The sequence below is a fragment of the Mesorhizobium sp. B2-9-1 genome (genome assembly GCF_006439455.1).
In the GTDB taxonomy this organism is placed as follows: Bacteria; Pseudomonadota; Alphaproteobacteria; order Rhizobiales; family Rhizobiaceae; genus Mesorhizobium.
In genome coordinates this window covers 393,475-416,110 of sequence record NZ_VFTP01000001.1, presented here as the reverse complement: position 1 = coordinate 416,110, position 22,636 = coordinate 393,475, and the positions used below count along the sequence as shown (strand labels likewise).

At 64.2% G+C, this 22,636-nt stretch carries 20 protein-coding genes; 6 read left to right on the top strand and 14 right to left on the bottom strand.

The window, feature by feature from the left end; all coding sequences use genetic code 11:
* Positions 1-70: 70 nt before the first annotated feature.
* The 9 genes from FJW05_RS02025 to cpaB form a co-directional block, all read right to left on the bottom strand.
* Positions 71-1,243, bottom strand: a complete 1,173-nt coding sequence (locus FJW05_RS02025; RefSeq protein WP_140627361.1) for a GGDEF domain-containing protein — start codon at positions 1,241-1,243, stop codon at positions 71-73.
* Between the two features lie 175 nt (positions 1,244-1,418).
* Positions 1,419-1,892: a hypothetical protein gene (locus FJW05_RS02020; protein WP_140542191.1), complete on the bottom strand. Its 474-nt coding sequence runs from the start codon at positions 1,890-1,892 to the stop codon at positions 1,419-1,421.
* 228 nt (positions 1,893-2,120) lie between these two features.
* Positions 2,121-3,083, bottom strand: a complete 963-nt coding sequence (locus FJW05_RS02015; RefSeq protein WP_140627359.1) for a type II secretion system F family protein — start codon at positions 3,081-3,083, stop codon at positions 2,121-2,123.
* Between the two features lies 1 nt (position 3,084).
* The gene (locus FJW05_RS02010; protein ID WP_140627357.1) at positions 3,085-4,050 is read right to left on the bottom strand and encodes a type II secretion system F family protein; all 966 of its coding nucleotides are present in this window, start codon (positions 4,048-4,050) and stop codon (positions 3,085-3,087) included.
* 4 nt (positions 4,051-4,054) lie between these two features.
* On the bottom strand, positions 4,055-5,476 hold the full coding sequence (locus FJW05_RS02005) for a CpaF family protein (protein WP_140542188.1): 1,422 nt from the start codon (positions 5,474-5,476) through the stop codon (positions 4,055-4,057).
* Entirely contained in the window at positions 5,473-6,687 is a 1,215-nt protein-coding gene (locus tag FJW05_RS02000; RefSeq protein ID WP_140627354.1) for a response regulator/pilus assembly protein, read from the bottom strand. Before FJW05_RS02000 ends, FJW05_RS02005 begins: the two co-directional genes overlap by 4 nt.
* 13 nt (positions 6,688-6,700) lie before the next feature.
* Positions 6,701-6,973, bottom strand: a complete 273-nt coding sequence (locus FJW05_RS01995; RefSeq protein ID WP_140542186.1) for a hypothetical protein — start codon at positions 6,971-6,973, stop codon at positions 6,701-6,703.
* Between the two features lie 4 nt (positions 6,974-6,977).
* Entirely contained in the window at positions 6,978-8,417 is a 1,440-nt protein-coding gene (locus tag FJW05_RS01990; RefSeq protein WP_140542185.1) for a type II and III secretion system protein family protein, read from the bottom strand.
* A 28-nt stretch (positions 8,418-8,445) separates the two neighbouring features.
* Positions 8,446-9,366, bottom strand: coding sequence for a Flp pilus assembly protein CpaB (gene cpaB / locus FJW05_RS01985; RefSeq protein ID WP_140542184.1), 921 nt, complete (start codon positions 9,364-9,366; stop codon positions 8,446-8,448).
* Positions 9,367-9,620: 254 nt separating this feature from the next.
* Between cpaB and parE the strand changes: the two genes are divergently transcribed.
* From parE to FJW05_RS01970, 3 genes are all read left to right on the top strand, one after another.
* On the top strand, positions 9,621-11,675 hold the full coding sequence (parE, locus tag FJW05_RS01980) for a DNA topoisomerase IV subunit B (RefSeq protein WP_140627352.1): 2,055 nt from the start codon (positions 9,621-9,623) through the stop codon (positions 11,673-11,675).
* Between the two features lie 42 nt (positions 11,676-11,717).
* On the top strand, positions 11,718-13,814 hold the full coding sequence (locus tag FJW05_RS01975; RefSeq protein ID WP_140627350.1) for an FUSC family protein: 2,097 nt from the start codon (positions 11,718-11,720) through the stop codon (positions 13,812-13,814).
* A gap of 80 nt (positions 13,815-13,894) precedes the next feature.
* A complete protein-coding gene (locus FJW05_RS01970) occupies positions 13,895-14,332 on the top strand; it encodes a VOC family protein (protein ID WP_140627348.1) in 438 nt (145 codons plus the stop codon).
* A gap of 18 nt (positions 14,333-14,350) precedes the next feature.
* Here FJW05_RS01970 and FJW05_RS01965 read toward each other — a convergent pair whose 3' ends face one another.
* A complete protein-coding gene (locus FJW05_RS01965; protein ID WP_140627346.1) occupies positions 14,351-15,472 on the bottom strand; it encodes a DUF2336 domain-containing protein in 1,122 nt (373 codons plus the stop codon).
* Between the two features lie 152 nt (positions 15,473-15,624).
* Here FJW05_RS01965 and FJW05_RS01960 point away from each other — a divergent pair, with 152 nt between their 5' ends.
* Together FJW05_RS01960 and FJW05_RS01955 are read left to right on the top strand one after the other, a co-directional pair.
* Positions 15,625-16,077, top strand: a complete 453-nt coding sequence (locus FJW05_RS01960; RefSeq protein ID WP_140627345.1) for a MaoC family dehydratase — start codon at positions 15,625-15,627, stop codon at positions 16,075-16,077.
* Entirely contained in the window at positions 16,077-16,958 is an 882-nt protein-coding gene (locus tag FJW05_RS01955; protein WP_140542178.1) for a CoA ester lyase, read from the top strand. Before FJW05_RS01960 ends, FJW05_RS01955 begins: the two co-directional genes overlap by 1 nt.
* Positions 16,959-17,023: 65 nt before the next feature.
* Here FJW05_RS01955 and FJW05_RS01950 read toward each other — a convergent pair whose 3' ends face one another.
* Positions 17,024-17,698 (bottom strand): isoprenylcysteine carboxylmethyltransferase family protein, encoded by a 675-nt coding sequence (locus FJW05_RS01950; RefSeq protein WP_140542177.1) that lies wholly within the window; start codon positions 17,696-17,698, stop codon positions 17,024-17,026.
* Between the two features lie 76 nt (positions 17,699-17,774).
* Entirely contained in the window at positions 17,775-18,359 is a 585-nt protein-coding gene (locus tag FJW05_RS01945; protein ID WP_140627342.1) for a nitroreductase, read from the bottom strand.
* Positions 18,360-18,627: 268 nt separating this feature from the next.
* Here FJW05_RS01945 and FJW05_RS01940 point away from each other — a divergent pair, with 268 nt between their 5' ends.
* Entirely contained in the window at positions 18,628-19,593 is a 966-nt protein-coding gene (locus FJW05_RS01940) for a hypothetical protein (RefSeq protein ID WP_140627340.1), read from the top strand.
* 9 nt (positions 19,594-19,602) lie between these two features.
* Here the strand turns inward: FJW05_RS01940 and FJW05_RS01935 are convergent, their stop codons facing one another.
* Both FJW05_RS01935 and thrS read right to left on the bottom strand, forming a co-directional pair.
* The gene (locus FJW05_RS01935) at positions 19,603-20,544 is read right to left on the bottom strand and encodes a GNAT family N-acetyltransferase (RefSeq protein WP_140627338.1); all 942 of its coding nucleotides are present in this window, start codon (positions 20,542-20,544) and stop codon (positions 19,603-19,605) included.
* Between the two features lie 83 nt (positions 20,545-20,627).
* Complete coding sequence (thrS, locus tag FJW05_RS01930) at positions 20,628-22,601, bottom strand: threonine--tRNA ligase (protein ID WP_140627336.1); 1,974 nt, start codon at positions 22,599-22,601, stop codon at positions 20,628-20,630.
* Positions 22,602-22,636 lie beyond the last annotated feature (35 nt).

Sequence of the window (22,636 nt, the reverse complement as noted above, 5' to 3'; positions counted from 1 at the left end):
CTCTATCTCTTTGTTTCAACGCAATTCCAGACGGAAAACCGTTCACACTTTTCCTGGAATTGCTCTCTGCTCAGGCAGTCTTCAGGGCCGGCCCGGCATCGGGCTGGCCCGCTCTGTCCTGAACGACGACACGGTTGCGCCCGGCACGCTTGGCCGCATAAAGCGCGGCGTCGGCCTGCGCCAGCACCTCATGGAGTGGATGGCCCGCGATCGAGCCGAATCCCATGCCGCCGCTGACGCTGCTGCGCAGCGGCCCGCGATGGGTCGCGACGACCTCGGTGCCGAAAGCGACGCCGATCCGGCTTGCAATGTCATGCGCCTTTTCCGGTGTCACGCGCGACATGACGAGCGCGAATTCCTCGCCGCCCAGCCGGAACGCGTCGATCCCTGTCCTGCCGTATTTCCTGATCACCGCCGCGAAGCGGCAAAGCACCTGGTCGCCGACGGGATGACCGAAGACGTCGTTGGTCATCTTGAAATGGTCGAGATCGAACATGGCGATCGCCATGAACGGACCGAAGCTGCGCTCGCCGTAAAGCTCGGTGAGCGCCCTGCGGTTCATCAGGCCGGTCAGCGGATCGGTCATGGTTTCGGCCTTGAGCTCGATCTGCGCCTGCAGATGGTGCAGTGAAAGCGTCAGCGCGCCGAGGCCGGTCATGCAAGCGACCGCGACGACGGAGTTCAATCGCTCCGCCCAATTGTCGGGCGCGGCGCCGAGAACCCATTGCTCTTGCGTCAGCAACGCCAGGCCGCACAGCGCGAAGGACAAGCCGCAGGCGCCGCTGAGGAACGAAACGATGAACAATATCCGGCGGTCGTGATCCCCCTTCATCCAGAACATCGCCCCGATCGCCGCGAGCAACGCCGTCACGGCCGCATAGGTGATCTGGAAGCCGATGCCGTCGAAACCGAGAAAGGTGACGATCGCGCAGGCAGCCATCGCGGCCAGCGTCGGCACGATGGCGCGGCGGTAGTCGCGAAAGCCGAGATACTGCATCGCCGACAGGCAGAGGACCAGGAAACCCAGGGTCAGCAGCGCGAGCACGACCTGGCACAGCCAGGGATCGGCATCCTTGCTATAGCGCCAGAACGCGACGACATGGGCGACGAGCACGAGGATGCCGCAGGCGACCGTGAGCACGAAGCGCGCCCTCGGTGTCGCGAGCCAGATCGCAAACATGGTGATGCTGAGGCATGTGCCCGACAGCGCCGCCGCGAGCAGGAGCGAACTGAAATCCAACATCGGTGAAGAACTGCCTCTAGCGGGTGCCCGTCGCTCCTCAATGTAGGCTGGCGACGGCTGGCGCAAACCGTTTTCGGCGGACACCCAACGCTACCTCGACACAGGGTTTACAAAGCGTCGACATGTGAGGCGAAATCCCATGACGGCACACGGAATACGCGAACCGGGAGCAGGATCAGCCCTTGTCGAGCAGCGCCAGATTGGCATTGACCACCGTCTGGTCGGCCATGCCGGCCTTGGCCTCGAGCAGCAGCGCGCGCGCTTTTTTCTTGTTGCCGCGCAGAAGCTGCGAATAACCCATATTGTTGACGATCTGCGGCTTGCGCCCGGCGACCTTCAACAGCTGCATATAGGCGCGATCGGCGAAGTCGAAGCGGCCAAGCTCGTCATAGGATGCGGCAAGCCCCATCCAGGCCTCGGCATTGTCGGACTTGAGCTCGACCGCTTTGCGGAAATGCTGTTCGGCAAGGCCGAAATTCGCCTCGCGGAACTGCGCCTTGCCTTCAACGAGGTCGTTGGCGCTGACGTCCTTGGCCACCGGCTGGATCGCCGTGGTCTTGGTCGTGTCGACATTGTTGTTCGTCGTGCAGCCGGTAATCATCAAGACGGCCGCCAATGCCGCCGCTGCCCTGGGAAGTCTCTGACGCATGCCCCTGCCCCATCGCCCGATTTGCCGGGTCGTTCTTCAGGAAAAACGATACAGGACAGCGATTAAGCTTCGGTGCCGAAATGCAGATAAAATTCGGTCGCGCGCCAAGGATGCGTTAACCACAGCAATGTCCTGGATTCAGGTCAGGCCGAGTCGAAAATGGCGGATTCCGAGAACCGGGGCGGAGCGCAGGAAGCTGCCATTTGCAGGGCGGCCTCACCTGAATACTCAGTGCGCGGTCAGCTTCACGATGATCGGAATGATCGCGATCATCAGCACCACCGGCAGGATGCAGACCGTCACCGGGACCGACATCTTGGCCGGCAGGGCATGCGCCTTCTCCTCGGCCAGCGACATGCGCTTGTGCCGCATTTCGTCGGAAAAGACGCGCAGCGAGCCCGACAGGCTGGTGCCGAGCTCCTTGGATTGCTGCAGCAGCGTCGCGAAGGAGCGAACCTCGTCGAGGCTGAGGCGGTCGGCAAGCGCCTTCAGCGCATCGTCGAGGCTGCGCCCGGCCCGCAACTCCAGCGACACCAGGATCAGGTTCTGGCTGAGCGACGGATAGGTCCTGGCAAGCTCCCTGGAGACCCGCTCGATGCCGGCCTCCATGCTCATGCCGGCATCTGAGCAGACAATCATCAAATCCATGAAATCGGGAAAGCCGTTGCGGTATTCGCGCATCTTTTCCCGAATCTTCTGCGTCAGCACCAGGCCAGGCAGGAAATAGCCGCCGGCTGCCGACAGGATGATGAAGGTCCAGCGGCTGGTCATGGTCGACTCCGCACTTGCCGCCCAGTGGTTGACCAGGAATGCGCCGAGCGCCGCGCCGACCAGCGCGGCGAAACGGATCAGGAAGAACATGCCGACGGCACGCGGTTCCATGTAGCCGCCCTGGATGAGCTTCAGGCGCAGCCGCGCGACATTTTCCGGATCGCTCTTGGCATAGAACTCCTGCGCCCGTTTCACCGCCTTCTCGCGCACGGCGTTGGTGCTCTTCTTGGGCGCGGGCTCCACCTGCTCGGCCGGCTGCAATGTCTCCACCTTCAGCCGGCGCTTGACCTCGCCGCGATCACCCTTGGCGAGTACCAGCGGCCAGGCGACGGCGCCCCCGCCCAGCACAAGGAGCAGCATGGCGACCGGTACCATCGAGGTCGGCGCGAGCGAGGCGAGGAAGCGGATGACGTCTTCCATCTCAGAACCTGAAATTCGACATCTTGAACATGATGGCGTTGCCGAGCAGCAGCCAGATGATGGAGCCGCCCATCATGTACCAGGTCTTCGGCACGTCCCAGACATCCTGGTAGAATTGCGGCATCAGCACCATGATGGCGGTGAACAGAAGCACCGGCACCGCGGTCAGGATGTAGGCCGACATGCGCCCTTCCGTCGAAATGGCGCGCACCTTGCGGCGCAACTTGCCGCGGTCGCGGATCGTCGCCGACAGGCCGTCGAGGATCTCGCGCAGATTGCCGCCCGAACTGCTCTGGATCGACACCGCCGTGACGAACAGCGGCAGGTCCTCATGCCCCACCCGGTCGAAAAGATTGTTCAACGCCGAGACCAGGTCGGAGCCAAAGGTCACCTCGTCGGCCACGATGCCGAACTCGGTGCCGATCGGATCGGCCATCTCGCGCGACACCATGGCAATCGCCACCGGCACCGGATGGCCTGCCTTCAGGCCGCGCGTGATCAATTCAAGCGCCTCGGGCAGCTGCATCCCGAAGCGCTTGTGCCGGCGCTTGCGCATCCAGCGCAATGCCATGACCGGCAGCACCGGCAACAGCAGGAGAAGCAGGATAAGGCCGAACAGGAGCGGCAAGCCCTTCCAGATCGCCACAAGCGCCAGGGCGAGAGCGATCCCCGATGTGATCGTCAGGAATTTCGGCAGCGGCGTGCTTATGCCGGATTGCGTGCGCAGGGCGCGAAAGCGGTCGAGGGAAAAGATGGAGGTGCCGCCGTCGATCCCGCGTTCCTTGCGCAGTTGGATCAGAACCTGCTCCTGGCTGATCTTGTTCTCCGCGAGCTTCATGCGGCGGTTGATGGCCGTGCGCTTGTCGCTGCGCCCGGCATAGAGCAGATAAAGGCCCTCGGCGATCATGATGCCGGTGAGCGCCGCCGCGGCGTAGACGACGTAGACCGGGCTGAATCCCTCGAACACCGGCCTAGTCCTGCGGCCGGCCGGGTTCGAAATACTTGCCCGGGAATTCGATGCCCATGTTGCGCAGGTCCTCGAGGAAGCGTGGGCGGATGCCGGTCGCCTCGAAGTGGCCGAGGATCTTTCCGTCCGCCTCCATGCCGGTGCGCACGAAGCGGAAGATCTCCTGCATCTGGATGACGTCGCCTTCCATGCCGGTCACTTCGGCGACGCTGGTCACCTTGCGCTTGCCGTCGGAAAGGCGCGTCAGCTGGACGATGATGTCGATGGCGCTGGAAATCTGGCTGCGGATCGACTGTACGGTCATCGGCATGCCGGTCATTCCGAGCATCTGTTCCAGACGCGAGATGGCATCGCGCGGCGTGTTGGCATGGATGGTGGCCATCGAGCCTTCATGACCGGTGTTCATCGCCTGCAGCATGTCGAAGGCTTCCTCGCCGCGGCATTCGCCGAGGATGACGCGGTCGGGGCGCATGCGCAGCGCATTCTTGACCAGGTCGCGCTGCTTCAATTCGCCGTGGCCCTCGATGTTGGCCGGACGTGTCTCCATGCGCGCGACATGCGGCTGCTGCAATTGCAGCTCGGCCGCGTCCTCGATGGTGATCAGGCGCTCGTCTTCCGGAATGAAGGCCGACAAAGCGTTGAGCATCGTCGTCTTGCCCGTGCCGGTGCCGCCGGAGATGATCGTGGTTTTGCGGGCATGCACCGCCGCCGCCAGCACTTCGGCCATGTTCTGGGTGATGGCGCCGAATTCGACGAGCTTGTGCAGGCCGAGCTTGTTCTTGGAGAACTTGCGGATCGACACCAGCGGGCCGTCGACGCCGACGGGGCGGATCGCCGCGTTGAAGCGCGAGCCGTCGAGCATTCGGGCGTCGACCATGGGCTGCGATTCATCGACGCGGCGGCCGACCGCCGCGACGATTTTATTAATGATTCTAAGCAGATGCGCCTCATCCTTGAACGGGATGTGGACCTGCTGCAGCTTGCCGCGCTTTTCGACGAAGCAGTTCTGGTGGCCATTGATCAGGATATCGTTGATCTCGGGATCCTTGAGCAGCGGCTCCAGCGGGCCGAGGCCGACCATCTCGTCGACGATGTCGTCGACCAGCGCGTCGAGCTCGGCATTGTTGATCGCCATCCGCTCCTGGCGCGTCTTTTCCGAGACGAAATCATGCACCTGCCGGCGCATTTCATCCCGGGGCAGCCGCTCCAGCGCCACGAGGTTGATCTCCTCGAGCAGCATGCGATGGATGCGCACGCGTGCGTCCAGCACCTTGTTGGCGCTCTTTGCGGGGGCTGCCTCAGGCCTGGGCGGCGCCGGTTTGCGGGTCGTCGGGATGATCACTGCATTGTGCGTGACCGGCGCGGGTTCGGGCGCCCGCTGCGGGCGGACGTCGCGGCTCTGCAGGTTGGAGAAGCGGCTGGTCATCCTGCCTTCCTCTTCAGCAAGCCCTTGCCCAGGCCGAACAGCGACCTCGACTTGGCCATCGTCTGGACGGCCTCCTCCGGCAGGATGATCTTCTTCAGGTCGTTGACGACATTGGCGTTGGGGTCGATGGCGTGCAGCGGCACGCCGCGGTCGACCGCCTCGCGCACCAGCCGGTAGTTGTTGGAGATGCCGCCGACGAAATGCTCGCCGAGTATCTCCTGAACGTCGGCCTGCTTGATGCCGCTGTCGAACATCTTCTGCTCGAAGCGATTGACGATGACGTTGGGCTTCACTTCCTTGCCGGCGGTCTCGTAGACGGCCTGGATGAGACGCTGCGTATGGCGCAGGCAGGGCACCGTCATCTCGGCGACGATATAGAGCTTGTTGGAACCCAGCAGCACCGTCTCGGTCCAGGGGAACCAGGTGCGCGGCATGTCGATGACGACGTTGTCGAAATAGGCCGCCACGAGGTCGAGCATGCGCACCACGACATCGGTCTTGAACGAGCGCATGTCCGAGGGGCGCGTCGGCGCGGCAAGCACGCACAGCCCGCTCGCATGCTTGGACAGCATCACGTCAAGCAGCTGCCGGTCGAGGCGCTCCGGCTGGTTCTCGATTTCGGTGATGTCAAAGCGCGGTTCGAGGTCGAGATATTCGGCGCAGGCGCCTTGCTGGAAATTGAGGTCGACGACGCAGGTCGAGGCGCCCCGGATCACCGAATGATGCAGCTGGAAGGCCGTCTGCAAGGCGAGCGTGGTTGTGCCGACGCCGCCGGCTGCCGGCATGAACGTATAGATATGCGATTCGGTATTCTCTTCCCGCCCCGGTCCTTGCAGCGCACGGATGACTGAACGCACGAGATCGGCCGTGGTGATCGGCTTGACCAGGAAATCGGCGACCTTGAGCTGCACCAGGATGCGCACCGCCGCCGCGTTGAATTCCTGGGTGACGACGACCACCGGAACGCTGCCTTCCAGCCGCCGCATGACGCGCTGCAGCGACTCGATTTCCTCGAGCTTGGCTGCATCCATGTCGACGATGACCGTGCCGAAGTCCGCCTCGAGGATCTCGCCGCGCAGTTCGTTGACGCTCTTTTCCAGCGTCAAGAGCTCGATGACCTCGGAGGCCGCAAAAGCCGTCCGCGTGTCCTGCAAGAACGTCCTGTCCGTCGAAACGAGCAGGATCTTTTTGGTCTTGCTACCAGATGCCATCCTCGCCAGCCCATCAATTCGATGTTGTTGATGATGTCGTCGGTGACGACACGGAGCCGGCCTTCGCACCGACGGCAGCGCTCTCGGAACCCGGACGCTGGGCCGGCACCAGAAGCCTTGTGTTCTGCACGCCGTACTTCCAGGGATCGACCATCTGCATGGCGGTGTTGGACGCCTGCGCGTTGCCGGCCGCCAAGGTCACCCCTTCGGAGCGTACATAGTCGTCGCTGGTGCAACCGCCGGCGAAACCGGCGAGCAGCAGAGCGATGCAAACGGGGATGCGCATGGCCTTAATCCTTTGGCAGATCGAGGAAGTGGCCGGACGTGGCGGCAGCCACCGGGCGGGCGGCGCTGCCGTCTGCCAGCGCCACCGGACGCTTTGACGCCGAGGCATTCACTTCCTCGGTGTTGTTCAGGAAATAGTCGGCGGGACTTGCCGGCTGGGTGCCGTCGGTCGGCTCGACCATCTTCTTCGAGGGATCGACCGGCTTGACCAGGTAGGGCGTGACGATGATCACCAGATCGGTCTCGCGCCGCTGATAGGACTTCGAGGAAAACAGCGGGCCGAGCACCGGCAGCTTGCCGATCCCCGGCACCCGCGACGTCGTGATGTCGTTCTGCGATTGCAGGAGGCCGGCGATCATGAAGCTCTGGCCGTTCTTGAGGTCGACCGATGTCCTGGCGCGGCGCACGATGAAGGCCGGGATGGAAATGCCGCTGCTGACCTGGATGGAAGCAGACGGGTCGATCGAGGACACTTCCGGCGCGATGTCGAGGCTGACCAGCCCGTCCTTCAGCACCGTCGGCGTGAAATCGAGGCCGACGCCGTACTTCTTGTAGGTGACGCTGATCTTGCCATTGTCTTCGGAAACCGGGATCGGAAACTCGCCGCCGGCAAGGAAGCTCGCCGTCTGGCCCGAACGCGCAATCAGGTTCGGCTCCGCCAGCCGTCGCGCCAGGCCGCGTTCCTCCAGTGCTTTGATGGCGATGTCGATGGAAACGCCGTTCGAAAGCAAGCTGCCGATGATCTCGCCTGTTCCCGCAGCCGTCAGGTCTCCTCCATCAGGGTTCAGCACGACTTTGCGGTTGCCGATGCCATAGGCGAAATTGGCGGCGTATTTGGCGCCGAGGTCCTGGCCGGCCTGGCGGTTGATCTCGACGAATCGGACGTTGAGCTGAACCTGCTGCGAGGACGAGATGTTGACCGAATTGATGACTTCCTCATTGCCGGAGAAGCGCGACGCAATCTTGCTGGCCTTGTCGGCGGCGACCGCATCGTCCGCCTCGCCCGACAGCACGACGCGCCCGTTCGCCGAGCCGACCTTGATCTTGGCGTCGGGCACGCTGGCGCGGATGGTGCTGGCCAGCTGGTCGGTATCCAGCGTCACCTCGATGTCGATGGTGCCGACAAGCTGCTTGTTCTGGTCGAACAGGGCGATGCCGGTGGTGCCCAGGTTGTTGCCCAGCACATAGAAGGACTTGTCGGTCAGCGGGTTGACGTTGGCGATCTCCGGATCGCCGATGACGATCTGGTAGAAGGCGGCGCTCGTCATGATCGTCTTCGGCTTGCCCTTGGCGACCTTGATCGAGGCGTTCTTGTTCGCCGAGACATAGACGACGTCATTGCCAGCCCTTGCCGGCGCGGCGACGGCAAGCACTGTCGCCGCCAGCGCGATCACGCCGAGAAGACGCCATCCCCCGGTCGTCCGAAATGCATCAAACCCGAACATCTTGCCCCGTCCCGCCGGTCCCCACCGGCTATTGCTGCAGTTCCTGCGGCGGTTGCCGCGAAGGAACCTTGTATTCCTCGACCTTGTCGCCGCGCGTCACGATCACCGTCTTGAATTTCGGCTCGTCCTGGTCCTTCGTCACCGCATTGACGAGCGAGGCGGCGCTCGCCTGCGCATTTGCGGCAACCGAGCCGCCGAAGGACGAGATGGTCGTAAGCCCGCCATTGCTGGCAGTTGCGTCGGCGGCCGACCGCAGCGACAACGACAGCGTGCCGACGGTGCGGGCAAGCGCCACTTTCTGCGCCCCTTCGTTGGTCACCTCGATGGTCACCGAATTGGCGACTTGCGGCTCGGTCTTGCGTTCGTCGGCGCCCTGTCCGACCGAAAGCACCTTGACGTCGGCAACGACGACCTCGGACGTGACGGTCGAGCCGGCGGCCCCTTGAGCATTCTTGGATACTTCCTGGATGTCCCCAGCATCGCGCGTCAGCACGACATCGACGCGGTCTCCCGGCGTGATGAAGCCACCGACACCGGCGATCTCGTCGGTGCGGACGGTGACGGCCCGCATTCCCGGCGACAGCATGTTGGAAAGGGTAGCGCGGCCGTTCGGCCCCGACAGCTTGGTGAGCAGCACCGGTTCGTTGACCTCGATCGGCGACAGCACGACCCGGCCGCCGTCCGCGAGCAGCTTGTCGATGGTCGGGAAAGCGCCTTGCGGCAGGGAATCCTGCGGCCACGGGATCTCGGCGAGCTGCGGCCGTGCGAGCTCCATGCCGTAACGCAGCGGCGCTTGCGCCACCACGATGGTCTTGAACTCGACCTTGGGCTGCTGCGGCGCCGTGACGGAGACGACCTTGATCTCGGCCTGGGCCTTTGCCTGGCTCTTGACCCAGAAATCCGCCGCAAAGATCGAGATCGCGCCGAAAACGGCGGCGATGCCGATCATGGTTATGGCCCTGCCCCTCACAACGAAACCCCTGACGCCCGTGGTCTTTTGTTGGTTGGGTCTCACGCTAGGCGTTAATGTTAAAGAATCAGGAATCCCACGACCCGCCGATCGCCCTATTTCGGCCGGCTTGGTTATCGAATGGTTTTGGAATAAGAGACAGTTTGATCCCTGAACGGAACAGGAACTCGTTCGCCCGCCAAAAGCGTGGCAGTATCGAGGAATGATTCGCATTACCGGACGCTAGGCCCAGCATGGACGACAGCAACGACCTCTTCGGCAAGATGGAAAAGCCGGCACAGCCGGTGCGCGCGCCCTCGCGGCCCGCCGATCCGCTGGTGCAGGCCGCGAAGCGTTCGACCGCCACACGCGACGGCAGCGAGGGCTACAGCGCCGCCGATATCGAGGTGCTGGAAGGGCTCGAGCCGGTACGGCGCCGTCCGGGCATGTATATCGGCGGCACCGACGACAAGGCGATGCATCACCTGTTCGCCGAGGTCATCGACAATTCGATGGACGAAGCGGTGGCCGGCCACGCCACCTTCATCGACGTCGAGCTTTCCGCCGACGGCTTCCTGACCGTCACCGACAACGGCCGCGGCATCCCCGTCGATCCGCATCCGAAATTCAAGAAGCCGGCGCTCGAAGTCATCATGACGACGCTGCATTCGGGCGGCAAGTTCGACTCCAAGGTCTACGAGACCTCCGGCGGCTTGCACGGCGTCGGCGTCTCGGTCGTCAATGCGCTGTCCGACCACCTCGAGGTCGAGGTCGCGCGGGGTCGTCAACTTTACCGCCAAAGATTCTCCCGCGGCGTCCCGGTCAGCGGTCTCGAGCATCTCGGCGAGGTCCACAACCGCCGCGGCACAAAGACCCGTTTCCATCCCGACGAGCAGATTTTCGGCAAGGGCGCCGCCTTCGAACCGGCGCGCCTTTACCGCATGACGCGCTCGAAGGCCTATCTGTTCGGGGGCGTCGAGATCCGCTGGACCTGCGATCCGTCGCTGATCAAGGACAAGGACCAGACGCCGGCCAAGGCCGAGTTCCACTTCCCCGGCGGCCTCAAGGACTATCTCAAGGCGACGCTCGGCGACGAATTCCAGGTCACGCGCGAGGTCTTCGCCGGGAAGAGCGACAAGCAGGGCGGCCACGGTTCGCTCGAATGGGCCGTCACCTGGTTCGGCGGCGACGGTTTCCTCAACTCCTATTGCAACACCATTCCGACCCCCGAGGGCGGCACGCATGAGGCGGGCTTCCGCAACGTGCTGACGCGCGGACTGCGCGCCTATGCCGACCTCATCGGCAACAAGCGCGCCTCGATCATCACCACCGACGACGTGATGATCTCGGCCGCCGGCATGCTGTCGGTGTTCATCCGCGAGCCGGAATTCGTCGGCCAGACCAAGGACAGGCTGGCGACGATCGAGGCGATGCGCATCGTCGAAAACGCCCTTCGCGACCCGTTCGACCACTGGCTGGCAGACAATCCGCAGGAAGCCTCGAAGCTTCTCGACTGGGTCATCGCGCGCGCCGACGAACGCGTGCGGCGCCGCCAGGAAAAGGAAGTCTCGCGCAAGAGCGCGGTGCGCAAGCTGCGCCTTCCGGGCAAGCTTGCCGACTGCACGCAGAACGCCGCCGCCGGCGCCGAGATCTTCATCGTCGAGGGCGACTCGGCCGGCGGCTCGGCCAAGCAGGCGCGCGACCGCGCCAGCCAGGCAGTGCTGCCGCTACGCGGCAAGATCCTCAACGTCGCCTCCGCCGGCAACGACAAGCTTGCCGCCAACCAGCAGATTTCCGATCTCATCCAGGCGCTCGGCTGCGGCACGCGTTCGAAATATCGCGACGAGGATCTGCGCTACGACCGCGTGATCATCATGACCGACGCCGACGTCGACGGCGCGCACATCGCTTCGTTGCTGATCACCTTCTTCTATCAGGAGATGCCGAACCTGATCCGCGGCGGCCATCTCTACATGGCCGTGCCGCCGCTCTATTCGATCCGGCAAGGCGGCAAGGTCGGCTACGCCCGCGACGACGCGCACAAGGACGAACTGCTGCGCACCGAATTCACCGGGCGCGGCAAGGTCGAGATCGGCCGCTTCAAGGGCCTGGGCGAGATGATGGCCGCGCAGCTCAAGGAGACCACGATGGATCCGAGGAAGCGCACGCTTTTGAGGGTCGACGTGATCGACGCCGAGCAGGCCACCAAGGATGCCGTCGACGCGCTGATGGGCACCAAGCCCGAGGCGCGTTTCCGCTTCATCCAGGAGCGCGCCGAATTCGCCGAGGCGGACGTGCTGGATATCTGATCGCCTGCCGGTCCATAACAGTCTCCGGCACGGAGAACCGGTGTGACCTGGACGCGGTTGAAAGAGCTTGTCGAGACGCCCTTAAGCGGTCTGACGCAGCCGACCCGTTCGGACTGGATTTTTGCCCTGCGCACGGTTTCGGCCGGACTGGTCGCGCTGCTTGTCGCCTATGCATTGAAGCTCGATCATCCGCAATGGGCGATGATGACGGTGTTCATCGTCGCCCAGCCGGTCGCCGGCATGGTGCTGGCAAAGGGCTTCTACCGGCTGCTCGGCACGCTGGCCGGCGGTCTGGCGGCCGTCGGCATCACATCGCTGTTCGGCGCCAATCCCTGGCTATTGGTGAGCGTGCTGGCGCTCTGGATCGGCGTCTGCACGCTGGTCTCGTCGCTGTTGCGCAACCCGGAAGCCTATGGCGCCGCGCTTGCCGGCTATACGGCGATGATCATCAGCCTGCCGGCCCTCGGACAACCGCATATTGTCGTCGACCTCGCCGTCGCGCGCTGCGCCGAGATCGTGCTCGGCATCGTCTGCGCCGGCGTCACCAGCCGGCTGATCCTGCCAAAGCTCGCGGCCGACGCTATCATTTCCAGGTTGAAGCGCAGCATCCTCGACCTCGCCGAATATGCCGGCGGCGCTTTCTCCGGCGGCGACCCGGCAAGCCTCGCCGCGCTCCAGCGCAAGCTGATCGCCGATGCCCAGACGCTCGCCGAGATGCGCACCTATGCGCGGCTGGAGGCGCCGAGCTTCGCCACCCGCGCCCACCCGGTGCGGCGCACGATCGGCCAGCTTCTGTGGGCGCTTTCGGCGGCGCGCGCCCTGCACAGCCACCGCAGACCGAAGAACGCGGCGCTCATTCCCATGCGCAGCGAATTGAAAGCCTTCGTCGGCGAACTGGCGGCGACGCCCGGCGCGCTCGACGATACCGGGCCCTGGGTGGCACGGCTCGATGCGATCGCCAGCAAGGCCATGGAGATGCCGGACCTGCCCACAGATACCCAGCCGAACGATACGGGCTCCCACGATGCCGGCGAAGACAAGGTCGGCACCATCACCCGCCTGACCATTGCCGGCGATTTCGCCGAGGCGCTGAAGCAGGTGATGCGCGGGCTGGAGGCGCTGCGCTCGCCCGTCTCCCGGAAATCGGGCGAGCGGAGCCAGCCGGCGCTGGTCGTCCACCGCGACTACGAGGCCGCATGGCGCAACGCCCTGCGCGCCGCGCTGGCGACCTTGCTCGTGGCGATCTTTTGGCTGACGACCAGATGGTCGGAAGCGGCCGGCACCGTTATCCTCGTCGCCGTCGTCTCCAGCCTGTTCGCATCGCGCCCGGATCCCGTGCAGTCCGCCTGGGGTTTTTTCACCGGCACGCTGATCGCGCTGCCTTTTGCCTTCGTTGTCGGCCAGGTCGCGCTGCCGGCGCTGCCGGGCTTCGGCTGGTTCACGCTCTTCGTCGTGCCGATCCTGGTGCCCGCGGCGCTCGGCATGGCCAATCCGCGCCATGTCGGCGTCGCCACCGCCTTCGCCATCAACTTCCTCGCCTTCCTCAGCCCGCATCAGCAGATGATCTATGATCCCGGGCCGTTCTTCGCCGGCTCGGCCTCGATCCTGGTCGGCATCCTGATTGCTATCGGCGTCTTCATTGTCGTGCTGCCGGCCGATCCCTGGGCCACCATGGAGCGCATCTCGCAGGCGATGCGCGAGGACCTGGCCCGGCTTTGCCTGCACGAGCGCATTCCCCGCCGTTCGGCCTTCGAAAGCCTCGCCTATGACCGGATCAACCAGCTGATGCCGCAGGTGCAGCGGACGGGCCGCAAGGGTGATCCCATTCTTGGCGGCAGCATCGCGGCCGTCACCGTCGGGCTGGAAGTGCTGCGGCTGCGCCAGGCGCAACTGAACTCCGCCGTCCCGCACGAAACAGTCGAGTCCATCGGCAATTTCCTGCGCGGCCTGGCGCGCGAATTGCTGTTTCGGCAACCGGGCGAGCCGCAGACGGCGACCATCGCGGTGGCGAGGCAATACGCGGCCAGCATCGCGCAACGCAACGATCGGCTCGAAATGCTGCAGATCGCCGCCTCGCTGCGCATCATTGCCGCGGCGATGGAAGATTACCCGGATTTCTTCGCGAAGGGTCGCGCTTAACCACCTCGGGACGTGTCTGGTTTGGGCCCTTCCGAGAATAGGTCCTTGCTGGACTGGGCGACACCTTTTAGGTTGGACACATGGCGCTCAAGCGGATGGACAATGTCGGAATCGTCGTCGATGACCTCGACAGCACGGTTGATTTCTTTCGCGAGCTCGGCCTTGAACTCGAAGGGCGTGCCGCGATCGAAGGAGAGTGGGCCGGGCGTGTCACCGGGCTCGGCGACCAGCATGTCGAGATCGCCATGATGCGCACGCCGGACGGCCACAGCCGCCTCGAGCTGTCCCGCTTTCTCAGGCCGCCTGTCGTGGCGGATCACCGCAACGCCCCTGTGAATGCATTGGGCTATCTCCGCGTCATGTTCGCCGTGGACGACATCGACGACACGCTGGAGAGGCTCCGCAAGCGCGGCGCCGAGCTCGTCGGCGAAGTCGTCCGGTACAAGGACGCGTATCGGCTTTGCTACATCCGTGGGCCTGAAGGGCTTCTCATCGGACTCGCCCAGGAACTCAGCTGAGATCTGATTGTGATCCGCTCAGGCCGCGGCGATGGCCAGCGCGTGCCCACGCGCGTTTTCACGCAGGGCGTCGAGATGGATCGACTTCACCAACCCGGCAAGATCGCCCTCGGCCGATTGGCCGCCGAGCTCCTTCAGCATCAGCCAGCTCACTTCCTGCACGCCGGCGACACGCCGGCCGTTGGCCACCTCGCGCCAGACTTTCAGCGCCCTCAGGATGATGCCATGCGTGGCCGGTGCAAGCCCGGCGCTGCGGAACAGCGCCTGCAGCGCAACGTCGTGCCCGCCGGCGAGAAGTGCCGTTACCCGCTGCTCAGACTGTCGGGCTAAAGCCACCAGCGTCGAGCCGAAGAAGTCGACCTTGCCATGCGCGATGGTGCGGATGATGAAACCGGCGGTGAGGTCGCCGCGCAGCCGCAGATGCTCGATCAGTGCGGCATGCTCCTCCATGCGCGTTCCCTCGATCAGCGTCACCGAGGCTTTCACGCAGGCGTCGCGCATGACGCGATCGGCGCGCGCCGCCCCCATCATCGCCAGCACCAGCGGCGAACCTTTCAGGGTCTCGCCGAGCTTGACCAGCAACATGTGCCGGCAGTCGGCCGGCAGGCGCCGATCGGCAATCAGCGCCTCGCGCACCAGCGGCAGGTGGCCGTGCCGCTCAGCCATGCGGCGGAAGCTCAGCGAAGCGATCTCGGCGCCGCTGTTGCCGACCAGCGCGGCGCAGGCTTCCGCTTCGCCGATCTCGGCGATCGCCGCCGCCAGCGACATCGAGACCACCGGGCGGTTGGCGATCAGCTTCTGCGTCGCCTTGTGGCCGCAGGCGATGCGCTCGACCAGATCGGCGTCGGTAAGCAGCGGCGAACGCGCAAGCACCAGCGCCGCCACTTCCGGCTGGTCGGCGGCCAAGGCGCTGATCACCTGCGGCGGCGCGTGATGGCTCATCGACAGCGCCTCGGCCAGCGCCAGGCGCACCTTGGACGAAGCGTCGTCCAGAAGCAGCGTCAGCGCCGCCTCGGCGGCACAGCGATCCTCGAACGGCAGATCGGAATTGATATAGGCGCGCGCCAGCGCGCTCGCGGCGGCGGCACGCTCGGAAACCCTTGCCGTATCAATCCATTTTAGAAAATGCGAAACAACCATACCGACCAGCTGCGCCCTTGCCGGAAAGGTCCCGGCCCCGTTGTGAACGGTAAGCTGCAAATGGTTTACGAACGGTTCACCATGTTTCTTAACCGGCTTGATGGGGGCGCAGCCAACGCCTATCAAGCAAGGACATTGGAGGAAATCGAACCATGGCCGGGCTTTATCTGGAAGAGTTTGTCGTCGGCCATGTCTTCCGCCACACGCTGCGCAAGACTGTGACCGAGAGCGACAACATGCTGTTTTCGGTGATGACGTTGAACCCGCAGCCCTTGCACATCGATTTCGACTTTGCCGCGAAAACCGAGTGGGGCAAGCCGCTGGTGAACTCCCTGTTCACGCTCGGCCTGATGATCGGCATCTCGGTGAACGACATCACCGTCGGCACCACGGTCGCCAACCTCGGCATGAAGGAAACGGTGTTCCCGCACCCCGTCTTCCACGGCGACACCATCCGGGTCGAGACGACGGTTGTCTCCGTGCGCGACTCCAAGTCGAAACCCGATCGCGGCATCGTCGAGCTCGAGCACCGCGCCTACAATCAGAATGACGTTCTTGTCGCCAAATGCACCAGGCAGGCGATGATGCTGAGGAAGGCGGCCTGATGCGCTCGCTGCTGTTCGTGCCCGGCGATTCCGAGCGCAAGCTGGAAAAGGGGTTCGAGGCCGGCGCCGACGTGGTCATCGTCGATCTCGAGGATTCCGTTGCCGCCACTAGCAAGGCGGCGGCGCGCGCGACCGCGGCCGAGTTCATCTCAAGTCAAAGACACCGGACGGGTTCGGCCATCTATGTGCGGGTCAACGATCTTTCCACCGGCCTGACAGACGCCGATCTCGCGGCGCTCGTCCTGGCGAAGCCCGACGGCATCATGCTGCCGAAGTCGAACAGCGGGCAGGACGTCCAGCAACTGGCGGCAAAGCTGCGAGTGCACGAAGCCGAGGACGGGCTGCCGGACGGCGCCATAAGAATCCTGCCGATCATCACCGAGACCGCGGCAGGCGTGCTGGCGGCGGCAAGCTATGCCGGCTCAAGCGCGCGGCTTGCCGGCCTGACCTGGGGCGCGGAGGACTTGTCCGCGGCGATCGGCGCGCGCGCGACCCGCGACGAGAGCGGCCGCTATACCGACGTGTTTCGCCTGGCGCGGACCATGACCATTCTGGCGGCCGGCGCGGCCGAAGTCGCCGCCATCGACACCGTCTTTCCCGATTTCCGCGATATGGCCGCCCTTGGGAAGGAATGCCGCGAGGCCGAGCGCGACGGCTTCACCGGCAAGATGGCGATCCACCCGGCGCAGGTGCCGGTCATCAATGCCGCCTTCACGCCGTCCGCCGAAGCGGTCGCGCGATCGCGGGCGATCGTCGATGCCTTCGCGGCGGCGGGAAATCCGGGCGTCGTCGGCATCGACGGCAAGATGTACGACCGGCCGCATCTGCGGCTGGCCGAACGGCTGCTCGCGCGCGCCAGAGCAATTCCAGGAAAAGTGTGAGCGGTTTTCCGTGCGGAATTGCGTAAAAACAAGGAGATTGAGCCGCAGGCAGCTCCGCCTGACCGCTACCACACCATCGGGATCAGTTTGTACCGAACGCGCGTGGCGTAATCGTCATAGCCCCGCAAGCCGGTCCGCAAGGTCCTTTCCTCGATGAAGGTGCGGATGCCGAGCAGGACGATGAAGACAAGCACCGATGCCAGCCCCCACCAGGAACCAAGCAGCAGCGCCGTGCCGGCGAAATAGAGTATGGCGCCGGCATACATCGGATGGCGGACATAACTGTAGGGGCCTGTCGTGATCACCTTCTGGCCACGCTCGTCCTGGATCTTCACGACAGGTGCCGCGAAGCTGTTTTCCAGCATCGTTAGATAGCAGATCCAGATACCGACAAGCAGGACCAGCACGCCTATCGCCTGCACCCACACGGGAGCTGCCGACCAGCCGAAACGGATGTCGAGACCCATCAGAGCCAGCCAGGCGAAGATGCCGAGCAGCAATATGCTCAGCAATATCTTGTCGGCCGCTGTCTGGGTCTTCTGGATCGGCGGGCGGAGACGCTCATTCATCAGGCCTGGATCGCGCCGGGCGAGCGCGACGCCCATGGTCAGGCTCAGCCCAACCATCACGGCTATGTACATCCAGGCTCCGGTCCAGTGCAGAGTGCCTGCCGACAGAAACAGCAGCGCGCCCATGATGCCGAACCATACGAATGTCTGGAAAATCAATCTCGAGATCATGACCAACCTTCCCGTGATGTCCCTGCCGCTATTGGCCGCCCGCCGCGCCGTTTCCTCCGAAAACCCGCAAATAATCTTAACCGGCCCAGTGACCGGCGTAATCGCCATAGAGCTTTGCCGGATCGGGCCGCGGCCGCTCCGGCGCCGGCCCCTTATAGGAGCCGATATGGACAAAGCCGATGACGCGCTCCTGCGGCGACAGCCCGAGGATCGCCCTGCCCTCCGGAACGTCGGAATACCAGTTGCTGATCATGTTGGTGCCATAGCCCAGCGCGTTCGCCGCGATCATCAGGTTCATCGCCGCCATGCCGCCCGACAGGAACATCTCCCATTGCGGGATCTTCGGGTTCTCCTTCGGCACCGACACGACGCCGATCACCAGCGGCGCGCGCGAGAAGCGCGCCAGCTCCTGGTTGCGCCGGCCTTCCGGCAGCGGCCCCTCGCGCTGTTCGGCAAGTGCTGCCAGCTTCTTGCCGATCTCGATGCGCGCCTCGCCGCGATAAAGGATGAACCGCCATGGCTCGAGCCGGCCGTGGTCGGGAACGCGCGAGGCGGCCGCGATCATCGTCGCGATCTCGGCATCGCTCGGCGCCGGTTCCTTGAGGTCGGGTATAGGCGCGGAATTGCGGGTGAGCAGGAAGTCGATGATCGGCGACGCCATGGGCGCAAGTCTCCTGGGATTTTGAGCTGAAGCACGCCATCGGGAGGTCGGGCGGCTCGGGCGGTGGCGTTTTGCGCCGGATAAGAAGCCGCCGCGCAAGGCGGCGCGCTTCTAGAGCATGATGCCGAAAAGTGTGAAGCGGTTTTCGGACGACATCATGCTCTACTTCTTTGACTTAGAGCCGGATTCAGATTTCAGGTCAATTCGACCTGAAATCATCCGGCTCTAGGCCTTGAAATTGCCACCGCCTTGGGCTTCAACGCAAGCCATGTTTGAGGGGACCTTGCGCCTTTTCGTGATCGCACTCGTCGCTGCGTTGTTCGCGGTGCCGGTTTCCTTCGCGCTGGCCCAGAACGCCAACGATGTCGGCGACATCAAGCTTCCAGGCATTTCGAGTTACGCGACGCCGAAGGCCGGGACGCCGCTGGCGCTCGGCAACGGCGGCGCCATCACTCTGTCGGCGCAGTTGACCGACAAGGGCGCCGACATCACTCGCGGCATCGTCTGGCGGGTCTTCAGGCCGCAGCCCGCCAGCGACGGCAAGCTGCCGATGGTGGCGTCCGCGCATGGCGGCACAGCCGTGTTCCAGCTCGACCCCGGCAGCTATCTGGTGCACGCCTCCTACGGACGCGCCGGCGCCACCAAGCGCATCACCGTCGGCAAGGAGGCAAGGCGCGAAAGCCTTGTGCTCGATGCCGGCGGCCTGAAACTTGACGCGGTGACATCGGGCGGCGCGCCCATCCCGTCGAAGAAACTGCGCTTCTCGATCTATGAAGGCCAAGCCGCGGCCAATGGCGACCGGGCGCTGATCGCCCCCGACGTCGCGCCGAACACCGTGGTGCGGCTGAACGCCGGCACCTATCATGTCGTCTCCACCTATGGCGCGGTCAACGCCGTGATCCGCTCCGACATCCGCGTCGAGGCCGGCAAGCTGATGGAGGCGACCGTCGAGCACCGCGCCGCCGAAATGACGATGAAGCTGGTGCGCGAGCCCGGCGGCGAGGCCATCGCCGATACCTCCTGGTCGCTGCTCAACGAGAGCGGCGATCCGATCAAGGAAGCGGTCGGCGCCTTCGCCTCGATGGTGCTGGCCGAAGGCCAATACACCATCATCGCCAAGAACCGCGACCGTATCTACCAGAAGGATTTCACGGTCGTTGCCGGCCAGAACCAGGAAATCGAGGTCGTTGCCAACGAATCTTCCGCCATCGACCCCGAGGAGGGCGCGGACTGATCGGGCTGATCAGGCCGCCTTGCGCATCCGCTTCGGCAAAAACGGCACGCGCCCGCGCTGTGCGGAAGGCGTCGCCAGGTCGAATACCGCGCGATAGAGGCGATCGAGCAGCGCCTTGCGGTCGCGCAGCGGCTCGAGGTCGCTCCATCTCAGCACGTCGCCGATGCGCACCTCGATCGCCTTGCCCGACAGGCGCGCGAATTCGCGGATAAGCAAGGAGGTGCGCAGCGTCAGCGACGCCTTGCCGATGAACTTCGCTACGCGGTTGTCGCGCTCAGCCATGTTCATCGGGCCGCTGACGAGATGGAACAGGCGGCCGTTCTGGCCGGAGAAATGCATCGGGATAACCGAGGCCTTGGCGTCCTGGACGAGTTTGGCCGGGAACATCTTCCACGGCAGGTCGATGGCGCGGCCGAAACCCTTCGGCGCCGTGGCGACGCCGCCGGCCGGGAACACGACGATGGTGACGCCTTCCTTCAACAGCCGCACCGCTTCATGGCGCACCGCCATGTTGTTCTTCAGCGCTTCCTTGGTCTCGGAAAAATCGATCGGCAGCGAATAGGGCTCCATTTCGCGGATCCTGAGCAGATCCTTGTGGATCATGACCCGGAACGGGCGGCCGAGCTGCTCGACAAGTGACAGCACCGCAATGCCGTCGCCGATACCGAAGGGATGATTTGCGACGATGACCAGCGGCGTGTCCGGCAGCGCTGGCGGCGGCCATTGCACGGCGTTGCGGACCTTGACGTCGATCAGTTCCAGCATACGGCTGAATATTCGGTCGCCTGTCGGCACCACCTGGCGGCGCCAGAAATCGTAGAGCACGGCGAAGCGGTCGCGCCCAGAGAGACCCTCGACCGAATGGATGAACCAGCGCGTCAGCACCGGTTGATGCGGGTTGGCGTAGGAAAGCTCGGGAAACCGTCTTTCCCGCAGTTTCAACTTGAGCATGGCGGCTCGTTACAAGGTTGGCGTGACAGGCATATGAAAATGGCGGTGGACACGCCACCGCCATTCAAGCAAGCGCTGGTAAGTCAGGCTGCGCGACGCTTGCGGTCGGGCGAGACCGCCTCGTCGGAAAGCTGCTTCACCGCGTCGTCGAGCTTCAGCGATTCCTGGTCGCGGGAGCCAAGCCGGCGGACATTGACGGTTTCCTCTTCCGCCTCGCGCCTGCCGCAGACGAGGATGACCGGCACCTTGGCGAGCGAATGCTCGCGCACCTTGTAGTTGATCTTCTCGTTGCGCAGGTCGGCTTCGGCGAGCAGCCCCGCGGCCTTCAGCCGCTCGACCACATTCAAGGCGTACTCGTCCGCATCCGAGGTGATCGTCGCCACCACCACCTGCAGCGGCGCGAACCACAGCGGGAAATGGCCGGAATAGTTCTCGATCAGGATGCCGAGGAAGCGCTCCATCGAGCCGCAGACGGCGCGATGCACCATCACCGGCTGCTTCTTCTCCGAATCCGAGCCGATATAGAAGGCACCGAAGCGCTCCGGCAGGTTGAAGTCGACCTGCGTGGTGCCGCATTGCCATTCGCGGCCAATGGCGTCCTTCAGCACATATTCGAACTTCGGGCCGTAGAACGCGCCCTCGCCCGGATTGATCGAGGTCTTGATGCGGTTGCCAGAGCGCGTGCGGATCGTCTCCAGCACATTGCTCATGATCGCCTCGGCATGGTCCCAGGCCTCGTCGGTGCCGACGCGCTTGTCCGGCCGGGTCGACAGCTTCACGCTGACCTCCTCGAAGCCGAAATCGGCATAGGTGGACAGGATCAGGTCGTTGATGCGCAGGCATTCGGCCGCGAGCTGCTCCTCGGTGCAGAAGATATGCGCATCGTCCTGCGTGAAGCCACGCACGCGCATCAGCCCGTGCAGCGCGCCCGACGGCTCGTAGCGATGCACATTGCCGAATTCCGCAAGCTTTACGGGCAGTTCGCGGTATGACTTCAACCCATGCTTGAAGATCTGCACATGGCCCGGACAGTTCATCGGCTTCAGCGCGAAGACGCGGTCGTCGTCGGTGTCGTCGCCGGCGACCGTGACTTTGAACATCGCGTCGCGATACCAGCCCCAGTGCCCCGACGTCTCCCACAGGCTCTTGTCCAGCACCTGCGGCGCGTTGACTTCCTGATAGCCGTGCTCGTCGAGGCGACGGCGCATGTAGTTGATCAGGTTCTGCACCATCTTCCAGCCCTTGGCGTGCCAGAAGACGACGCCCGGTCCCTCTTCCTGGAAATGGAACAGGTCCATCTCGCGGCCGAGCTTGCGGTGGTCGCGCTTCTCGGCCTCTTCCAGCAGGGTCTGGTAAGCATCGAGTTGCGCCTGGTCGGCAAAGGCTGTGCCGTAGATGCGCGTCAGCATCGGATTGTTCGAGTCACCGCGCCAATAGGCGCCCGCCACCTTCATGAGCTTGAAGGCATTGCCGATCTGCCCGGTCGAAGCCATGTGCGGACCGCGGCACAGGTCGAACCAGTCGCCCTGTGCGTAGATCTTGAGGTCCTGGTCCTCCGGAATGGCGTCGATCAGCTCGAGCTTGTAGCGCTCGCCCTTTTCGGCGAAGATCTTCTTCGCCTTCTCGCGCGACCACACTTCTTTGGTGAACGGCTTGTTGCGCGCGATGATCTCGCGCATCTTCTTTTCGATCACCGGAAAATCGTCCGGCGTGAACGGCTCGTTCCTGGCAAAGTCGTAATAGAACCCGTTCTCGATGACCGGGCCGATCGTCGCCTGCGTTCCCGGCCACAGCTCCTGCACGGCCTCGGCCAGCACATGCGCGGCATCATGGCGGATGAGCTCCAGCGCGCGCGGATCCTCGCGGGTGATGATCTCGACCTTGCCGGACGTGCCGAGCGGATCGGAAAGATCGCGAACGGTGCCGTCGAGGCTATAGGCGACAGCCTTCTTGGCCAGCGACTTGGAGATCGACTCGGCAAGGCCGGCGCCGGTCAGCGCCGCGTCGTAGTCGCGGACCGAACCATCGGGAAATGTCAGGGAAACGGAATTCGGCATCAGGATTCTCCTATCCAGTCCCGCAAACGAGCGCG

Coding starts and splice junctions, on each gene's coding strand:
- FJW05_RS02025 (WP_140627361.1), bottom strand. CDS start 1,243: ATGTTGGATTTCAGTTCGCTCCTGCTCGCGGCGGCGCTGTCGGGCACA.
- FJW05_RS02020 (WP_140542191.1), bottom strand. CDS start 1,892: ATGCGTCAGAGACTTCCCAGGGCAGCGGCGGCATTGGCGGCCGTCTTG.
- FJW05_RS02015 (WP_140627359.1), bottom strand. CDS start 3,083: ATGGAAGACGTCATCCGCTTCCTCGCCTCGCTCGCGCCGACCTCGATG.
- FJW05_RS02005 (WP_140542188.1), bottom strand. CDS start 5,476: ATGACCAGCCGCTTCTCCAACCTGCAGAGCCGCGACGTCCGCCCGCAG.
- FJW05_RS02000 (WP_140627354.1), bottom strand. CDS start 6,687: ATGGCATCTGGTAGCAAGACCAAAAAGATCCTGCTCGTTTCGACGGAC.
- FJW05_RS01995 (WP_140542186.1), bottom strand. CDS start 6,973: ATGCGCATCCCCGTTTGCATCGCTCTGCTGCTCGCCGGTTTCGCCGGC.
- FJW05_RS01990 (WP_140542185.1), bottom strand. CDS start 8,417: ATGTTCGGGTTTGATGCATTTCGGACGACCGGGGGATGGCGTCTTCTC.
- cpaB (WP_140542184.1), bottom strand. CDS start 9,366: ATGATCGGCATCGCCGCCGTTTTCGGCGCGATCTCGATCTTTGCGGCG.
- parE (WP_140627352.1), top strand. CDS start 9,621: ATGGACGACAGCAACGACCTCTTCGGCAAGATGGAAAAGCCGGCACAG.
- FJW05_RS01970 (WP_140627348.1), top strand. CDS start 13,895: ATGGCGCTCAAGCGGATGGACAATGTCGGAATCGTCGTCGATGACCTC.
- FJW05_RS01965 (WP_140627346.1), bottom strand. CDS start 15,472: ATGGTTGTTTCGCATTTTCTAAAATGGATTGATACGGCAAGGGTTTCC.
- FJW05_RS01960 (WP_140627345.1), top strand. CDS start 15,625: ATGGCCGGGCTTTATCTGGAAGAGTTTGTCGTCGGCCATGTCTTCCGC.
- FJW05_RS01955 (WP_140542178.1), top strand. CDS start 16,077: ATGCGCTCGCTGCTGTTCGTGCCCGGCGATTCCGAGCGCAAGCTGGAA.
- FJW05_RS01950 (WP_140542177.1), bottom strand. CDS start 17,698: ATGATCTCGAGATTGATTTTCCAGACATTCGTATGGTTCGGCATCATG.
- FJW05_RS01945 (WP_140627342.1), bottom strand. CDS start 18,359: ATGGCGTCGCCGATCATCGACTTCCTGCTCACCCGCAATTCCGCGCCT.
- FJW05_RS01940 (WP_140627340.1), top strand. CDS start 18,628: ATGTTTGAGGGGACCTTGCGCCTTTTCGTGATCGCACTCGTCGCTGCG.
- FJW05_RS01935 (WP_140627338.1), bottom strand. CDS start 20,544: ATGCTCAAGTTGAAACTGCGGGAAAGACGGTTTCCCGAGCTTTCCTAC.
- thrS (WP_140627336.1), bottom strand. CDS start 22,601: ATGCCGAATTCCGTTTCCCTGACATTTCCCGATGGTTCGGTCCGCGAC.